Origin of the sequence: Actinomadura xylanilytica, from assembly GCF_030283145.1 — a bacterium.
GTDB classification, from domain to species: domain Bacteria; phylum Actinomycetota; class Actinomycetes; order Streptosporangiales; family Streptosporangiaceae; genus Spirillospora; species Spirillospora xylanilytica.
Map to the genome: position 1 here is coordinate 1,107,030 of NZ_JASNWE010000004.1, position 15,574 is coordinate 1,122,603.

13 protein-coding genes are annotated in these 15,574 nt (G+C 72.3%); 6 read left to right on the forward strand and 7 right to left on the reverse strand.

What is annotated here, in order from left to right; genetic code table 11:
* The first annotated feature begins 114 nt into the window (after positions 1–114).
* On the forward strand, positions 115–996 hold the full coding sequence (locus tag QP090_RS28920) for an SRPBCC family protein (protein ID WP_285942620.1): 882 nt from the start codon (positions 115–117) through the stop codon (positions 994–996).
* A gap of 8 nt (positions 997–1,004) precedes the next feature.
* Here the strand turns inward: QP090_RS28920 and QP090_RS28925 are convergent, their stop codons facing one another.
* The gene (locus tag QP090_RS28925; RefSeq protein ID WP_285942621.1) at positions 1,005–2,420 is read right to left on the reverse strand and encodes a hypothetical protein; all 1,416 of its coding nucleotides are present in this window, start codon (positions 2,418–2,420) and stop codon (positions 1,005–1,007) included.
* 292 nt (positions 2,421–2,712) lie between these two features.
* Here QP090_RS28925 and QP090_RS28930 point away from each other — a divergent pair, with 292 nt between their 5' ends.
* Complete coding sequence (locus QP090_RS28930) at positions 2,713–3,411, forward strand: class I SAM-dependent methyltransferase (protein ID WP_285942622.1); 699 nt, start codon at positions 2,713–2,715, stop codon at positions 3,409–3,411.
* Between the two features lie 11 nt (positions 3,412–3,422).
* On the opposite strand, the gene QP090_RS28935 is transcribed toward QP090_RS28930, so the two are convergent.
* Complete coding sequence (locus QP090_RS28935) at positions 3,423–4,349, reverse strand: hydrogen peroxide-inducible genes activator (protein WP_285942623.1); 927 nt, start codon at positions 4,347–4,349, stop codon at positions 3,423–3,425.
* A gap of 420 nt (positions 4,350–4,769) precedes the next feature.
* Here QP090_RS28935 and QP090_RS28940 point away from each other — a divergent pair, with 420 nt between their 5' ends.
* Complete coding sequence (locus QP090_RS28940; RefSeq protein WP_285942624.1) at positions 4,770–5,324, forward strand: peroxiredoxin; 555 nt, start codon at positions 4,770–4,772, stop codon at positions 5,322–5,324.
* A gap of 72 nt (positions 5,325–5,396) precedes the next feature.
* Positions 5,397–5,939, forward strand: a complete 543-nt coding sequence (gene ahpD, locus QP090_RS28945; RefSeq protein WP_285942625.1) for an alkylhydroperoxidase, AhpD family — start codon at positions 5,397–5,399, stop codon at positions 5,937–5,939.
* A 56-nt stretch (positions 5,940–5,995) separates the two neighbouring features.
* On the opposite strand, the gene guaA is transcribed toward ahpD, so the two are convergent.
* Together guaA and QP090_RS28955 are read right to left on the reverse strand one after the other, a co-directional pair.
* Positions 5,996–7,570: a glutamine-hydrolyzing GMP synthase gene (gene guaA, locus QP090_RS28950; protein WP_443029569.1), complete on the reverse strand. Its 1,575-nt coding sequence runs from the start codon at positions 7,568–7,570 to the stop codon at positions 5,996–5,998.
* Positions 7,571–7,685: 115 nt separating this feature from the next.
* Positions 7,686–8,222 (reverse strand): DUF4240 domain-containing protein, encoded by a 537-nt coding sequence (locus tag QP090_RS28955; RefSeq protein ID WP_285942627.1) that lies wholly within the window; start codon positions 8,220–8,222, stop codon positions 7,686–7,688.
* A 199-nt stretch (positions 8,223–8,421) separates the two neighbouring features.
* On the opposite strand from QP090_RS28955, the gene QP090_RS28960 reads away from it, so the two are divergent.
* The gene (locus QP090_RS28960; protein ID WP_285942628.1) at positions 8,422–9,459 is read left to right on the forward strand and encodes a zinc metalloprotease; all 1,038 of its coding nucleotides are present in this window, start codon (positions 8,422–8,424) and stop codon (positions 9,457–9,459) included.
* A 39-nt stretch (positions 9,460–9,498) separates the two neighbouring features.
* Here QP090_RS28960 and QP090_RS28965 read toward each other — a convergent pair whose 3' ends face one another.
* Together QP090_RS28965 and QP090_RS28970 are read right to left on the reverse strand one after the other, a co-directional pair.
* Entirely contained in the window at positions 9,499–11,301 is a 1,803-nt protein-coding gene (locus tag QP090_RS28965; RefSeq protein WP_285942629.1) for an FAD-dependent oxidoreductase, read from the reverse strand.
* Entirely contained in the window at positions 11,298–12,878 is a 1,581-nt protein-coding gene (locus tag QP090_RS28970; protein ID WP_285942630.1) for a succinic semialdehyde dehydrogenase, read from the reverse strand. Before QP090_RS28970 ends, QP090_RS28965 begins: the two co-directional genes overlap by 4 nt.
* 281 nt (positions 12,879–13,159) lie before the next feature.
* Between QP090_RS28970 and QP090_RS28975 the strand changes: the two genes are divergently transcribed.
* Positions 13,160–13,861 carry a TetR/AcrR family transcriptional regulator gene (locus tag QP090_RS28975; RefSeq protein WP_285942631.1) on the forward strand — a complete coding sequence of 234 codons (702 nt, stop codon included), beginning with the start codon at positions 13,160–13,162 and terminating at the stop codon, positions 13,859–13,861.
* Between the two features lie 77 nt (positions 13,862–13,938).
* On the opposite strand, the gene QP090_RS28980 is transcribed toward QP090_RS28975, so the two are convergent.
* The gene (locus QP090_RS28980) at positions 13,939–15,402 is read right to left on the reverse strand and encodes a phospholipase D-like domain-containing protein (RefSeq protein WP_285942632.1); all 1,464 of its coding nucleotides are present in this window, start codon (positions 15,400–15,402) and stop codon (positions 13,939–13,941) included.
* Between the last annotated feature and the right edge of the window lie 172 nt (positions 15,403–15,574).

Sequence of the window (15,574 nt, forward strand, 5' to 3'; positions counted from 1 at the left end):
TCCGCCCGCCCCGGGTCCCGCCGCGGGGGCGTCCGGCGGGGCCGTCTGGCGGTGGGGCGGGTGACCGCCGTAAGGTCGCGTGAGCAAGCCCCCCGGATGAGAAGGACCACGAACATGGAGCTCGACCACGAATTCACCGTCCCCGTGCCGGTGGATCAGGCCTGGTCGGTGCTGCTCGACGTGGAGCGGGTCGCGCTCTGCATGCCCGGTGCGACGCTCGACTCGGTCGACGGCGAGGAGTACACGGGCCGGCTGAAGATCAAGGTCGGCGCGATGACCATCACCTACCGCGGGACCGCGCGCGTCGTCGCGGCCGACGAGCCGTCCCGCACGGTCACCCTCGAGGCCGCGGCCAAGGAGGCGCGCGGCACCGGCACGGCCTCGGCGACCGTCCAGGCCCGGCTGCATGACGAGGGCGGGAGCACGCGCGTCACCGTGCACACCAAGCTGAACGTGACGGGCCGCCCGGCGCAGTTCGGCCGCAACATCCTCTCCGAGGTCGGCGGCAAGCTGATCACGCGCTTCGCCAAGGCCCTCGCCGCGGAGCTGGAGACCCCCGCGGGGCCTCCTGTGGAACCTCCCGCAGAGCCCGCCGCGAAGCCCGCCACTCAGCCCGCCGCCACGGAACCGGCGAAGGCCGTCGAGGCCGTTGAGCCGACCGCACCCACTCCGCCCGCGCCTCCCGCCCCGCCCGCCCCGCCCGCCTCGCCGGCGGCCCCGGCCGCACCAGCCGCACCGAATTCTCCGGTGGCGCCCGCGCGGCCTATCCCGTCCATCCCGCAGCAGCGCACCGCAAGCGCGGCGGAGTCGACGTCCGAGCCGCTGCCGCGACCGCAGGCCCAAGCGCCCCGCGCGGGCGGCGCCGATGACCCGATCGACCTGCTCGAGGTCGCCGGTCCGTCGGTCGCCAAGCGGGCCGTGCCGGCGATCGGCGCGGTGGTCGTGTTCCTGCTGGCCGTCCGCTTCCTGATCCGGCGCCGCCGCGACCGGGGCTGAGGAAACGCTCAGCCCGTCCTGGCCGAGGTCCGGGGCGCCGTCCGGCGGGTCCGCTTTCCGGCCCGGCCGGCGGGCCGGCGCCCCCGGACGAACGCCAGCAGGGCGGCGAGCGCCCCCAGCGGGAACGCGGGCACGACGTAGCGGTAGTCGAAGTCCGCCGTCGCGGCGGGCACGACCAGTAGCGCCAGCGACGTCAGCCAGGGCAGCAGCGCCTGCCGCCAGGTTCCGCGGACGAACAGCATCCCGCTGGCGCCCGCCAGCAGGAGCAGCCCGAGGATCGAGCCCGGCAGACGCATACGATGTTGGTAGCCGCGCATCCAACCCGCCATGGGCTCCACCACCGGCTGCGGTCCGGTGAACCCCGAGTACGCGCGCGCCACCTTCTTCTGCCGGTCGGCGAGCGGCTTCGCCCGGCTCGGGAACTCGTACTTCCGGAATGTCCACGGCGACGGGTACACGGTGCGTTCCCAGGTGAACGCGCGAGCGGTGTCACGCAGGACGATCCACGCGTAGTCCGCGGGCTGGGCGCGGATCGCGGCGTAGGCGAACTCCCCCGCGAGCTCGTTACCGCCCGACTTCCCTCCGGGCATGCTCGCGAACGGCGACCGGTCCGTCCACAGGGACGCGTACGCGGGGGAGATGCCCACCGGAGGCGTGTGCGGGCACATCCTCACCAGGGCGGGACGGGGCTTGATGATGCGGCAATCGGCGAACCCTACGGCCCGCCCGTACAGGAACACGTTCCCGGCGGTGGTCATCGCGTACTGCCGGTGCGCGGCATGGAACCAGCTCATGTACAGCCCGACCGGCAGCAGGCAGGCGGCCGTGAGCGCCACTGCGGGGACGAGCGCCGCACGGCGACCGCGCAGGACGAGCCAGCCGAGCACCAGCGCCAGCAGAGGCAGTCCCACTGTGCGGGTCACCGCGGCCATGCCGAGCAGCAGGCCCGCGCATACGGCCGTCCACCCCGTCACGTCAGGCCGCCACAGCAGGACGGCCACTAGCGACACCACCAGGAAGGTGAACAGCGTGTCCGACAACAGCAGGTGTTCCAGCTCGATCTGGTAGGCGTCGAAGAGCACCGGGACGGCCACGGCGGTACCGAGGACGCCCGGAAGCCACTCCGGACGCGGCCACGCGGCCCGCACATGCCGCCGTGCCAGCGCGTACAGCACCACACCGGTCGCCAGGCCGAGGAGGTGCTGCACCGTGACGACCGCGACGAGGCCGTGCAGCGGCCGGAGCAGCCACAGCAGCAGCGAATAGCCACTGGGACGCGTCCTGGACGGCTCCAGGTTGATCGCGCTGCGCAGGTACCCGACCGAGTCCCCGAACCACAGCGCGGACGGATATCCCAGCACGGCGACGAGGCGCAGCAGCACGGCCGCAGCGAGCGCGCCGGCCAGCACGGCGTGCGCGCGCACGAGACGGACGATAGCCCCCACTGTGACCCCCCGATCACGGCCGCGGACCCGCTCCCCGGTGCGATCCGCGCCGCGTCCTCGGGACGGTTCCGTGCCGTCCACCAGCCCATCAGCGCGCCGGTGGCGTTGTCCAGCATGCGCCGATCCCCGCCGTGGCGCCGCGAGTGCCCAGGTGGCGGCCGGTGCGTCCGGACCCGCGGGCGACGATCACATGGCCAAGAACAGGTCAACGATGCACGGCGCGCGGCGCTGACGCTGGCGGTGGACGCCCCCGATCACGTCGGCTGGTGCCGTGGACGCCATCGAGATCCCGCGGGACGCCCAGGCCGAGGACGCCGACTGGTGGTGCCGCGACCGCCGCGCCGTCATCGCCCGCGAGGTGCGCCGGACCGGGCCGCCCGGCCGGGCCGTCGCGATCGGCGCGGCCACCGCCGGCGACCCCCGCGTCCTGGCCGCGCACGGCTGGGAGACCGTCACGGTGGAGGGCTCGCCCGCCTCCGCCCGGCTGGCCCGCGGGCACGGCCTGGACGTCTACGAGGGCGACGTCTGCTACCTGCCGCTGCCGTCCGCCCACTTCGGGTTCGCCACGGCGCTGAACGCCCTGGAGCGCGCCGATGACGACCGCGCCGCCGCCGCCGAGATCGCGCGGGTGCTCAGCCCCGGCGGGACCGCGCTGATCACCGTCCCCAGCGACATGGCCCTGTGGTCGGCGCACGACGTGTCGCTCGGGCGGGTGCGCCGCTACGGCCGGTCGGCGCTGGCCGAGGTCGTCGAAGCCGCCGGCCTGCTGGTCGATCGCATCTGGAGCCGCAACGTCCTGCTCCGCCCCCTGGTCCGGTGGCGGCGGCACCGCCACGCCGGCTACGGCCTGGACCGCCCCTGCACGGCCGTCAACGCGGGCCTGCGCGCCCTGGCGGCCGTCGAGCGCCACCTACCCGTCAAGGCGCTCCCCGGCGTCACCCTGTTCGTCCGCGCCCACCGCCCCGTCTGAAAGGCGCCGCCCTAAGCCGTCACGTCCACGGACGGGCGAACCCCCGGCGCGGCGTCCACAAGGGCCGCGCTGATACTGGCCGCCAGCGCCGCGAACTCCTCCGCACGCGGCGACGTCGACCGATGCCCCAGACCGATCCGGCGGAACGGGGCCGGCGAGGCGAACCGGTGCAGCCTCAGGTTCGGCGCCCGCCGAGTCTCCACGGGAAGGGCCGTCTCTGGGACGAGCGTCACGCCAAGCCCGCCGGAGACAAGTTGGACAAGAGTCGCCAGGCTGGTCGCGTACGTCGCCGCCGCCGCTCGCGCGCCGACCTCCCGGCAGACGTCCAGCGCCTGGTCGCGCAGGCAGTGCCCCTCGTTAAGGAGGATCACGTCGAGTTCGTTGAGCGCCTCGCGCGCGAGCACGGCGTCCGGCCCGCCGAGGTCGTAGGACTCGGGTGCGACCAGGACGAAGTCCTCGTCGTACAACGGGAGCTCGGTCACCCCCGTCACCGGGGCCGGCAGGGCGAGCAGCACCACATCGAGACGTCCGGCGAGCAGCTCCGAGACGATGTGCTCGGTCTGCTCCTCGTGCACCGACAGCTCCAGATCGGGGAACTCCCGGGCCAGCCTCGGCAGCACGGCCGGCAGCAGGTACGGCGCCACGGTCGGGATCACCCCGACCCGCAGCGGCCCGACCAGCGGCCCCCGGACCGCGCGCACCTCGTCCACCAGCCGGTCCAGCTCGGCCAGCACGACCTCGGCCCGCCGCGCCACCCGCTCCCCCAGCGGGGTGAGCAGCACCCGGCGCGTGGTCCGCTCGACCAGCCGCGTGTCGAGCGCCTCCTCCAGCGCGGCCACGGCCCCCGACAGAGCGGGCTGGCTCATCCGCAGCGCCGCCGCGGCGTCCCGGAAGTGCAGATGCTCGGCGAGCGCCTGGAACGCCCGCAACTGAGCCACCGTCGGCCTACTGATAGCCGCCCCCTATCGCCAGAGCAAAGATAGATAACCCCTCCGACGATACCCGTCCCCCGTGATGCACGAACATCCCCGCGACAGAGGGCGTCTGTGGCCTCTGGTAGGTTACAGACCGTTTCGTCCTACACTCCGTGCTCACGGAGAGGCTCACACAGCGGCGGACGGCTGTGACCTTGGCCATCTCAGAGACGAAACCATCCCCCTTGAAGTGCTCTGACCAGGGGCTTTGCCGACTGATAGGGGTGTCCTATCAAGTTCATGTGTCGGATTGATTTCTCTTCTCAATCGCGATGATGCACGCTGAGTGACATCGGCGGCCGGATGGCATCGCCCCGGCGGCCTTCGCTCAGCACAGCCGATCCCTTCACGGACCGGCCTTCCCGTAGACCAAAAGGAGCATGCGTGCTTACTGTCGGTGACCAGTTCCCCGAGTACGAGCTGACCGCCTGCGTCTCGCTGGACGCGGACGGCGCCTTCGAGACGATCAACCACAAGTCCTACGAGGGCAAGTGGCGCGTGGTCTTCTTCTGGCCCAAGGACTTCACCTTCGTCTGTCCGACCGAGATCGCCGAGTTCGGCCGGCTGAACGAGGACTTCGCCGACCGCGACGCCCAGGTGCTCGGCGCGTCGGTCGACAACGAGTTCGTGCACTTCGCGTGGCGCAAGGACCACCCCGACCTGCGCGAGCTTCCGTTCCCGATGCTGTCGGACCTCAACCGCGAGCTCACCTCGGCGCTCGGCATCCTCACCGAGGACGGCGTGGCCCAGCGCGCGACGTTCATCGTCGACCCGAACAACGAGATCCAGTTCTCCATGGTGACCGCGGGCTCGGTCGGCCGGAACGTCAAGGAGGTCCTGCGGGTCCTCGACGCGCTCCAGAGCGACGAGCTCTGCCCCTGCAACTGGAGCAAGGGCGAGGACACCCTCGACGCCTCCAAGCTGATGGCCGGGGCCTGATCCCCCGAACCCACGACGGCCGGCCGCGGCAGCTCGCCGCGGCCGGCCGTCCGCACGAGAGGACGCATGATCATGAGCGTTGACACCCTGAAGGACGCACTCCCCGGCTACGCCAAGGACACCAAGCTCAACCTGGGCTCGGTGACCTCCACCTCGCAGCTGACCGACCAGCAGCTCTGGGGGACGGTGCTGTCCTGCGCCCTGGCCACCGGCAGCGCCACGGTCATCCGGGAGCTGGCCGAGGAGGCCGGCGACAACCTGTCGGCCGAGGCGTTCGAGGCGGCCAAGGCCGCCGCGTCCATCATGGCGATGAACAACGTCTACTACCGGGCCACCCACCTCATCGGGGACGAGACCTACAGCACCCTGCCCGCCAAGCTGCGGATGTCGATCATCGGCAAGCCGGGCGTGGAGAAGGTCGACTTCGAGCTGTGGTGCCTGGCGGTCTCCGCCGTCAACGGCTGCGGCCGGTGCCTGGAGTCGCACGAGAAGGTCGTCCGCGACGCCGGGCTGTCGCGCGAGCTCGTCCAGGAGGCGATCCGCGTGGCCGCGGTCGTGAACGCGACCGCGGCGACCCTGGAGGCCGAGGCCGCCCTGGCCCCCGCCACCGTCTGACCCCGCGCATGGGAAAGGCCCGGACGTAGTCGTCCGGGCCTTTCCGCGTCAGGCGGCTACTCCCACTCGATCGTGCCGGGCGGCTTGCTGGTGATGTCGACGGTGACGCGGTTGATCTCCCGGACCTCGTTGGTGATCCGGGTGGAGATCCGCTGAAGCAGCTCGTACGGCAGCCGCGCCCAGTCGGCGGTCATCGCGTCCTCGCTGGTCACCGGGCGCAGCACCACCGGGTGGCCGTAGGTGCGGCCGTCTCCCTGGACCCCGACCGAGCGGACGTCGGCCAGCAGCACCACCGGGAACTGCCAGACGTCGCGGTCGAGCCCGGCGCGGGTCAGCTCCTCGCGCGCGATGGCGTCGGCCTCGCGCAGGATCGCCAGCCGCTCGCGATCGACCGCGCCGATGATCCGGATGCCGAGCCCCGGCCCGGGGAACGGCTGCCGCCAGACCAGCTCGGCGGGCAGCCCGAGCTGCTCGCCGAGCGCCCGCACCTCGTCCTTGAACAGCGCGCGCAGCGGCTCGACCAGCAGGAACTGGAGGTCGTCGGGGAGCCCGCCGACGTTGTGGTGCGACTTGATGTTGGCCGCGCCGGTGCCGCCGCCGGACTCGACCACGTCCGGGTACAGGGTGCCCTGGACCAGGTACTCGACCGGCTCGGCACCCTCCTCGCCGACGATGCCGCGCGCCGCGTCCTCGAAGACCCGGATGAACTCGCGGCCGATGATCTTGCGCTTCTCCTCCGGGTCGGTCACTCCGGCCAGCGCCGCGAGGAACCGGTCGGCGGCGTCGACCACGTGCAGCTTGACCCCGGTCGCGGCGACGAAGTCCTTCTCGACCTGCTCGGGCTCGCCCTTGCGCAGCAGCCCGTGGTCGACGAACACGCAGGTGAGCTGGTCGCCGATCGCGCGCTGGACGAGCGCGGCGGCCACCGCCGAGTCGACCCCGCCCGACAGCGCGCAGATCGCGCGGCTGCCGCCGACCCGCTCGCGGACGGCCTCGATCGACTCCTCGGCGATGTTGACCATCGTCCAGCTCGGCCGGCAGCCCGCGCCCTCGTACAGGAACCGGCGCAGCATCTCCATGCCGTGCTCGGTGTGCAGCACCTCGGGATGGAACTGCACGCCGTAGAAGCCGCGCTCGCGGTCCTCCATGCCGGCCACCGGCGTGACGTCGGTGCGCGCGGTGACGGTGAAGCCGTCGGGGGCGCCGCTGACGTAGTCGCGGTGCGACATCCACACCGCCTGCTCGCCCGGCAGCCCGGCCAGGAGCAGCCCGGGGTCGGCGACGCTGATCGCGGCGCCGCCGTACTCGGCGATGTCGGAGTTCTCGACGGTGCCGCCGAGGGCCTGCGCCATCACCTGATGGCCGTAGCAGATCCCGAGGGTGGGCACCCCGAGGTCGAAGAGCCCGTCGGGCGCGACCGGCGCGCCCGGCGCGTACACCGAGGCCGGTCCGCCGGACAGGATGATCGCCTTCGGCCGCTTGGCGAGCATCTCGGCGGCCGGCATGGTGGACGGCACGATCTCGCTGAACACATGGCACTCGCGGACCCGCCGCGCGATCAGCTGCGCGTACTGCGCGCCGAAGTCGACGACGAGAACGGTGTCAAAGGACTGGTCTAGGGCCACCAACAATGCCTTTCGCAGGGCAGGACGGGACTCGGCGGAAGGTTTTCAGTCTACGGGCCCTCTGCCTGCGCCTATGCCGCCCCGCCCCCGCCACCGGTGCGGAGCGCCGTCCGCGCCCGGGTCAGGCGGGGGCGAGCCAGCCCGCCGGATTCGAGAACGACTCGCGCGAGAGGCCGGACCCGGTGTCCGGGAAGTCACCGAAACGCCTGCGGTGCAGGTGGGCGAAGAAGTAGCACATCCCCTCGCAGTCGGCGTCCAGCACCGCCGTCCGCGGGTCGCGGACCACCGCCGCGTAGAAGTCGCGGCCCAGCGCGACGATGAAGCCGCGCGCGTAGAGGAACCCGTCGTCGGAGCCGTCGGTCACGGCGTGGACGTCCTCCCGGTCGATGTCGTGGAGCTTGCGCTCGACAACCCGGTCGAAGGCGGTCAGTTCCTCCGCCGAGAGCCCCCGGCTGTTGGCGGTGAGGTTGTCCAGGAATCCGTCCAGCGCGCCGTCGACCACGGCGAACGGCGGCTTGCCGTCGAAGTCCTCGCCGGGTGCGGGCGTCCTGGTCGCGAGCGCACTGCGCGCCCGGTCGACCTCCGCTCCCAGCGGCGCCCAGGCCGCCTCCAGGAAGTCCCAGAAACGCGCCTCGTCCACCATGTGCTGATCTTCCATGTCCGCCCCACTGCCCTCACGGCTCCGCGACCTGCGCCGGCCATCATGCAACCAGCCCGCACCGACATTCGCTCAGCGGCCCGGCCCGGTTTGGGGCGGGGACGTTCGCGGAAGAGTTCCACTCTGATATCACTTGGTCACCGTCCGTGTTCAGAGGTATCTCCCCTCACTCTGTCCCCAGCGCCCGCCGAGGAGTGCCGTGAAGCTGATCGCCGCAGCCACCCTGATCGCCGCCTTCGTGCCCGCGGTCCCGACCCATCCGGACCTGCGCCCGGGCGATCCGGGCACGGGCGATCCGGGCACGGGCGCGGGACGGTCCGCCGGCGGCGCCCACGCGGCCCCGCCGGCCGGGGCGCCCTGCCTGCCCGGACACGGTCCCGGGCGGGGTTCCGGGGCCGCCGCCGAGGCCCGCATCCGGCCGGGCGCGCACGGCGTGCACGAACCCAACGAACTGACCTCGGCCGAGGTCGCCGCGGTCGAACGCGACATGGCCCGGCTGCTGCACAGGCCCGGCCCGGGGCGGCCCGGAACCGGCGACCGCTCGTCCGGCCCCGGAACCGCGCGCCGCCACGCGCCCGCCACGGTGCCGGTCTACTTCCACGTCCTGCACGACGGCGCGAAGGGCGACGTCGACAAGGCCACCATCGACCGCCAGATCTCGGTGCTGAACAGCACCTACGGCGGCTCCGGCAGCGGCGCGGAGACCGGATTCTCCTTCACCCTGCGCGAGGTGGACCGCACCAGCAACGCCGCCTGGTACTCCGACCCGCAGCGGTACGAGACGGCCTTCAAGCCGAAGCTGCGCAAGGGCGACGCGACCACGCTGAACCTCTACAGCGCCGACCTGGGCAAGGACCTGCTCGGCTGGTCGACGTTCCCGTGGAAGTACCGGTCCCAGCCGAAGCTGGACGGGGTCATCGTGCACGAGGGCAGCCTGCCCGGCGGGTCGGCCGAGCACTTCAACCTGGGCTACAGCGGGACGCACGAGGTCGGCCACTGGCTCGGGCTCTACCACACGTTCCAGGACGGCTGTAGCGCGCAGGGCGACCGCGTCGCCGACACCCCGCCCGAACGGGATCCCACCAGCGGGTGCCCAGAGGGCAAGGACACCTGCACCGGCGGGGGCACCGATCCGATCCACAACTACATGGACTACGGCTGGGACAGCTGCATGACCGAATTCACCGCCGGCCAGGCCACCCGTATGAACGAGGCGTGGACCGCCTACCGCACCTGACGGCGAACGGACCGGAGGTCAGGTGGCGCGCGCCGGCGGTCAGGTGACGCGGACGATCGGGAGGCGCAGCGCCGCCGGGGCGCCGGCCGGGACGACCGGGTCGTTCGGCGAGACCGCGGCCAGCCGCCGGTACGGCTCGCCGAGCGCCGGACGGGGGTCGTCCTCGCCCTTGTTCGGCCACAGCGACATCGCCCGCTCGGCCTGCGCGGTGATGGTGAGCGAGGGGTTGACGCCCAGGTTGGCCGAGATCGCCGAGCCGTCCACGATGTGCAGCCCGGCGTGCCCGTAGACCCGGTGGTACGGGTCGATGACGCCGCTGCCGGCCGAGTCGCCGATCACGCAGCCGCCGAGGAAGTGCGCGGTCATCGGGATGTCGAACAGGTCGCCCCACGAGCCGCCGGGCATCCCGCCGGTCTCCTCGGCGAGCAACCTGGTCGCCTCGTGGCCCGCGGGGATCCAGGTCGGGTTGGGCTCACCGTGGCCCTGCTCGGCGCGCACGTCCCAGCCGAACGGCCCCTTCTCCGGCCGCAGCGTGATGGAGTTGTCCCGGTTCTGCATGACCAGCGCGATGACGGTGCGCTGCGACCAGGTCCGCACGTCGAGGAGCTGGAGCAGGTCGCGCGGGTGCCGCGCCACCTGCCCGGCGAACTTCGCCCAGCGCGGACGGTGCCGCTCCCCCGGCCGGTCCCCGTCGACCAGCAGCGTCTGCAACCCGGCCATGAGGTTGGAGCCGCGGCCGTAGCGGACCGGCTCGATGTGGGTGTCGGGGGTCGGGTGGAAGGACGAGGTGATCGCCACGCCCTCGGAGTAGTCGGGCCCGGGCCTCCCGTTGCGCCGCCCGGCGCCGAGGATTGCCTCGGAGTTGGTCCGGGTCAGCGCGCCGAGCCGGGCCGACAGCCCGGGCAGCCGGCCGGTCGAGCGCAGCTTGTGCAGCAGCTTCTGGGTGCCGTAGGTCCCGGCGGCGAAGACCACCTGCCCGGCGGTCAGCCGGGCGCGGTCGCGGCCGAACGACCCCGTCCGCACGATCTCGACCTCGTACCCGCCGCCGTCCAGCGGAGTGACCTGGGTGACCCGGCTGAGCGGCATCACCCGGGCGCCGGCCCGCTCGGCGAGGTAGAGGTAGTTCTCGGTGAGCATGTTCTTGGCGCCGTGCCGGCAGCCGACCATGCACTCGCCGCACTCCAGGCAGCCGCGCCGCCTCGGCCCGGCGCCGCCGAAGTACGGGTCGGCGGTCTCGATCCCGGGCCCGGCGCCGAAGTGCACGCCGACCGGGGTCCTGACGAAGGTGCCGCCCTTGCCCATCCGGTCGGCGACCTTCCTGAGCGCCTTGTCGGCCTCGGTCGTGGTCGGGTTCGGCACGACGCCGAGCATCCGCCGGGCCAGGTCGTAGTGCGGTGCCAGCTCGTCCCGCCAGTCGGTGATGTGCGCCCACTGCCGGTCCTGGAAGAACGGCTCAGGCGGCACGTACAGCGTGTTGGCGTAGTTGAGCGAGCCGCCGCCGACCCCGGCGCCGGCCAGCACCATCACCCGGCTGGACCTGGCGCCGCGGATCAGGTGGACGCGCTGCATGCCGGTGAGGCCGAGCGCGGGTGCCCACAGGTAGCGGGAGATCCGCCAGTTGGTCTTCGGCAGCTCCGGGTAGCGGGCGCCGGGCGCCGCGCCGGGGGCGGTGTCGAAGCGGCGGCCCGCCTCGATCACCCCGACCCGGTAGCCCTTCTCGGTCAGCCGCAGCGCCGAGACGCTGCCGCCGAACCCGGACCCGACGACCAGGACGTCGTAGTCGAAGGCCCCGGCCGCGCGCCCGCCGGCCGCGCGTCCCGTGGCCGCTCGCCCCGCGGTCACTTGATCCGCAGTCTCTTCATGACCTTGATGCCGCCGGACATCAGCTCGGCGAACCGCTCGTAGCCGAGCGAACCGGGCGGCTCCAGGTCGATGACGTGCTGGCTGGCGACCGTCTGCGGTTCGGTGAACTTCAGCAGCCCCTCGGCGCCGTGCCGGCGGCCCATGCCCGACTGCTTCATCCCGCCCATCGGCGCGTCGTAGGAGGCGAACGCGGCGCCGTACCCGTCGTTGATGTTGACGGTGCCGGCCTGGAGCCGGGCGGCGACGCGGCGTCCGCGCTCGGCGCTCCTGGTCCACACCGAGGCGTTCAGGCCGTACTCGGTGTCGTTGGCGCGGCTGATCGCCTCCTCCTCGCCGGCGACCTTGTAGATCGCCACGACCGGCCCGAACGTCTCGTTCGCGCACAGGTCCATCTCGCCGTTGACGCCGGTGAGGATGGTCGGCTCGTAGAACAGCGGGCCGATGTCGGGACGGGCCTTGCCCCCGGCCAGCACCGTCGCGCCCGCCCGCACCGCCTGGTCGACCTGCCGGGTGACCACGTCGAGCTGCCGGGCGAAGGTCAGCGAGCCCATCTCGGTGTCGAAGCCGAGGCCGGTGCCGAGCCTGAGCGCCTTGGTCACCTCGGCGAAGCGCGGCACGAACGCGTCGTAGACGTCCTGGTGGACGTACATCCGCTCGATCGAGATGCAGAGCTGCCCGGCGTTGGTGAAGCAGGCGCGGACGGCGCCGCGGACGGCGCGCTCGACGTCGGCGTCGTCCAGGACGATCATCGGGTTCTTGCCGCCGAGCTCCATCGAGTAGCCCACCAGCCGGGGGGCGACCTTCGCCGCGATCGCCCTGCCGCCGCGGGTGGAGCCGGTGAACGACACGTAGTCGGCGTTCTCGATCAGCGGATCGCCGATCTCGGCGGGCTCGCCCACCACGATCTGCCACAGGTCGCGCGGCAGCCCGAGCGAGATCAGCAGGTCCCGCACCCACAGGCTGGACAGGCAGGTCTGGGTGTCCGGCTTCTGGACCACCGCGTTGCCCGCCATCAGCGCCGGCGCGATGTCGCTGGCGCCGAGCGCGAACGGGTAGTTCCAGGGGGCGATCAGGCCGACCACGCCCTTGGGGTGGTGCAGCTCGCGCACTCGGGTGAGGCCCGGCATCATGCCCTGGCGGCGGGTCGGCCTGAGCAGCCTCCCGGCGCGCCGCGCGTAGTAGAGCGAGCACAGCGCCACGTCGAGGAACTCCTCCATCGCGTGGCGGCGGGCCTTCCCGGTCTCCAGCTGGATGATGTCGAGGATCTCGTCCCGGCGCGCCACCAGGGCGTCGGAGAGCCGCAGGAACGGCTTGACCCGCTCGGAGACCGGCAGCCGCGCCCAGGCGCGCTGCGCCGCGCGGGCACTCTCGTACGCCTTCAGCACGTCGTCGGCGGTGGAGAGCGGGACGACGGCGAGGGGCTCGCCGGTGAAGGGGGTGGAGATGGTCGCGGTCTCGGCGCCGCCCGAGACCACCTGCGCGACCAGCCGCTCGGTCAGGGCCCGGGGGAGCTCGTGCGCTGCGATGCCTTTGGCAGGAACCGTCGGGGATGCCATGAATGCAGACTATGACCCCCCGGCCACTCCTGGCTACCCGCAAGTAACGACGCACTTCAGGTGATATGTCGCACCTCTTCCGCGCCTGTCCCGGATGCCGGTCCGGCGCCCGTGCATCGGACCGTTCCAGCCCCGGAGAGTTGCACAACTCGGGGATTGACCATGCACTCCCGGTGTATTCCGGATACAGGAGGACGAAGGCGCGCAACCGCCGGCCCCCGGGATACCGCTGCCGCGCCCCGGGAGCCGGCGGCGGCGCGCCCCGCGAGGAGGGAACCCACATGACCCACGCCCACGAAGGCCACGGGCCCGAGGGGACCGGCGGCAGCACCGACGGCGCCGAGGCCGACGACACCGGAGCGGCCGGGGACACCGGAGCGGCCGGGGACGGGACGCCCGGGAAGCGGCGGCGCGAGCGCCGGGAGCAGACGCGCGCCGCCCTGCTCGCCGCCGCGCAGCGGGTCTGGGCCGAACGCGGCATCCACGGCGCCTCGCTCGACGACATCGCCGCCGCGGCCGGGCTGACCAAGGGCGCGGTCTACTCCAACTTCACCGGCAAGACCGACCTGCTGCTCGCGCTGATGGAGGAGTACACCCGCGCCCAGATCAGCACCGAGGTCTGCGAGGAGATCCAGTCCGGCGGTCCCCAGGAGGAGTGGTTCGACCGGGCCGGCGGCGCGTCCACGCGGCGCGGCTCCGGAGAGAACGCGCGGCTGCTGGCGTTACTGCTGATGGAGTTCTGGCTGTACGGGATGCGCGACCGGTCGGCGGGCTGGCGCATCGCCGACTGGTACGCCGAACGCCGCGCCTACGTGGCGCGCGACCTGCACGAGGTGGACGGCATCACGCCGTCCGACCGGGCGACCCTGGCGATGGCGCTCGACACCGGGCTCGCCCTCCAGCACCTGCTCGACCCCGAACGGGTGCCCGCCGAGCTGTACTCCACGGGCATCCGCCTGGTCCTGGGCCGCTCGGTCCCCTGAACCGCCGCCCGCTCGCTGCGTCCCCCGCCTCGCCAGGTGCCGGGCCGCGCCCTTCCCGTCCCGGCAGGCCGGCCCTCTCACCCGTCGGTGGACGGCGGCCCGGCGGCCGGAGGGGCTCCCGCGCCGTCGTCCGCCGGGAGCTGGAGCTCGGGGGCTCCGGCACCCGCCGCGCCGCTCTCGGGGTTCCCGGCGCCGGGGCCGTCCGAGGGCGGCGTGCCCTCGTCCTCGGGGTCGGTCGCGTTGTCCGGGACGGTCTTGGTCGGGCTCCACGGGGCGATCATCAGCCGGCCCTTGGCGGCGCCGAACACCCGGGCGAAGTTGCGCGCGTAGGCGTCGTGCACCGAGCCCTGCTCCAGGGTGACGATCGCCTCGTCGTTGTGCCGCAGCGCGTCGGTGGTGTAGCTGTGGCTGCCGGTGATCACCAGCTTCCGGTCGCGCCCCTGGTACCGGCCGTCGATCAGCAGGTACTTGGAATGCGCCCGCTGCGACTGCTGGGCGGTGAACACGTGCACGTCCGGCCCGCCGTGCGGTCCCGACCTGGACAGCACCTTGGCGGTCGAGTCGCCCAGGGTGCCGCTGACGATCTTCACATCGCACCCGGCGTCGTCCAGGCCCGCGAGCCGCGTCGAGACGCCCGTGCGGGTGAACATGCCGCTGGACAGCCGGATGCTGGTGCCACCGGCGCAGCTCACCTTGTCCAGCGCGTCCGCGATCGGGTCGCCCTTCGCCTTGGGGAAGTAGCTCGCCGCCCTGGCCCCGGACCGGTAGGTCCGGTAGTAGTTCCCGTTCGCCCGCCGCTTCTGGAGGTCGTAGAAGTACGTGCGGTAGGCCTTGTACAGCTTGGCGTCGGCGAGCGTGTACGCGTCGTTGTACTGGTTGTACATACCGCCGGTCGCGTTGCCCGAGGTCTGCACGACCACGTTGCGCGAGTCGTAGGTCCGGGAGAAGGCGTAGAACTTGTTGTGGTTCTTGCTCCACTCGCCCTTCGCCTTGGGCGCGATGCAGCCGCGGCCCTTGGGGCAGACCAGGATCCATGAGGACCGGCGGGGGTTGGCGCCGAGGTGCCGCCGCAGGTAGTCGTAGACGCCCTTGCGTCGGCCGAGCGAGTCGCTGTCGACGATGACGCGGACCTTGACCTTGCGCTTCTGCGCCCGCACCAGCTCCTTGGCCATGCCCTCGGTCTGCAACCGGAACAGCGAGACGTCGATCTCCGAGCCCTTGGGCGAATGCCTGATCAGCTTCTTGATGTAGAGGTCGACGGCGCCCTGCTGCTTGAGGTTCCCGGTCGGCAGGTTGAACCTCGGCCCCTGCGTCACGTAGTAGCGCTTGGCCTTCGCGGCCTTTCGCTTCGTCGCCTTCGACTTCAAGGGCTTCGGCTTCAGCGGGGTGGACCGTCCCTGCGGCGCGGCGGCGGGCGCGTTCACCAGGGCGGCTCGCGTCCCGGCACCGGTCCCGGACGCGGCGGACGCGGTCGTGGCGTCGACCGCCACCAGCGCCGTCACGATGATGAGCCCTCCGGACGCGATCGCGAATCGTCGCACCGCCGCCTCCATCCGGCCGACCACCTTGATCAGCTCAAAATAGGGAGATTATCACTTCCTTAGCATTAGCGACATATGCACCATTAGGCATTCGATTCCCCATTGCCCAGGGACCACCAGAACAACCACGCCCCGCCACCGGAATCCGGTGACGGGGCGTCCGAGGGCCTGG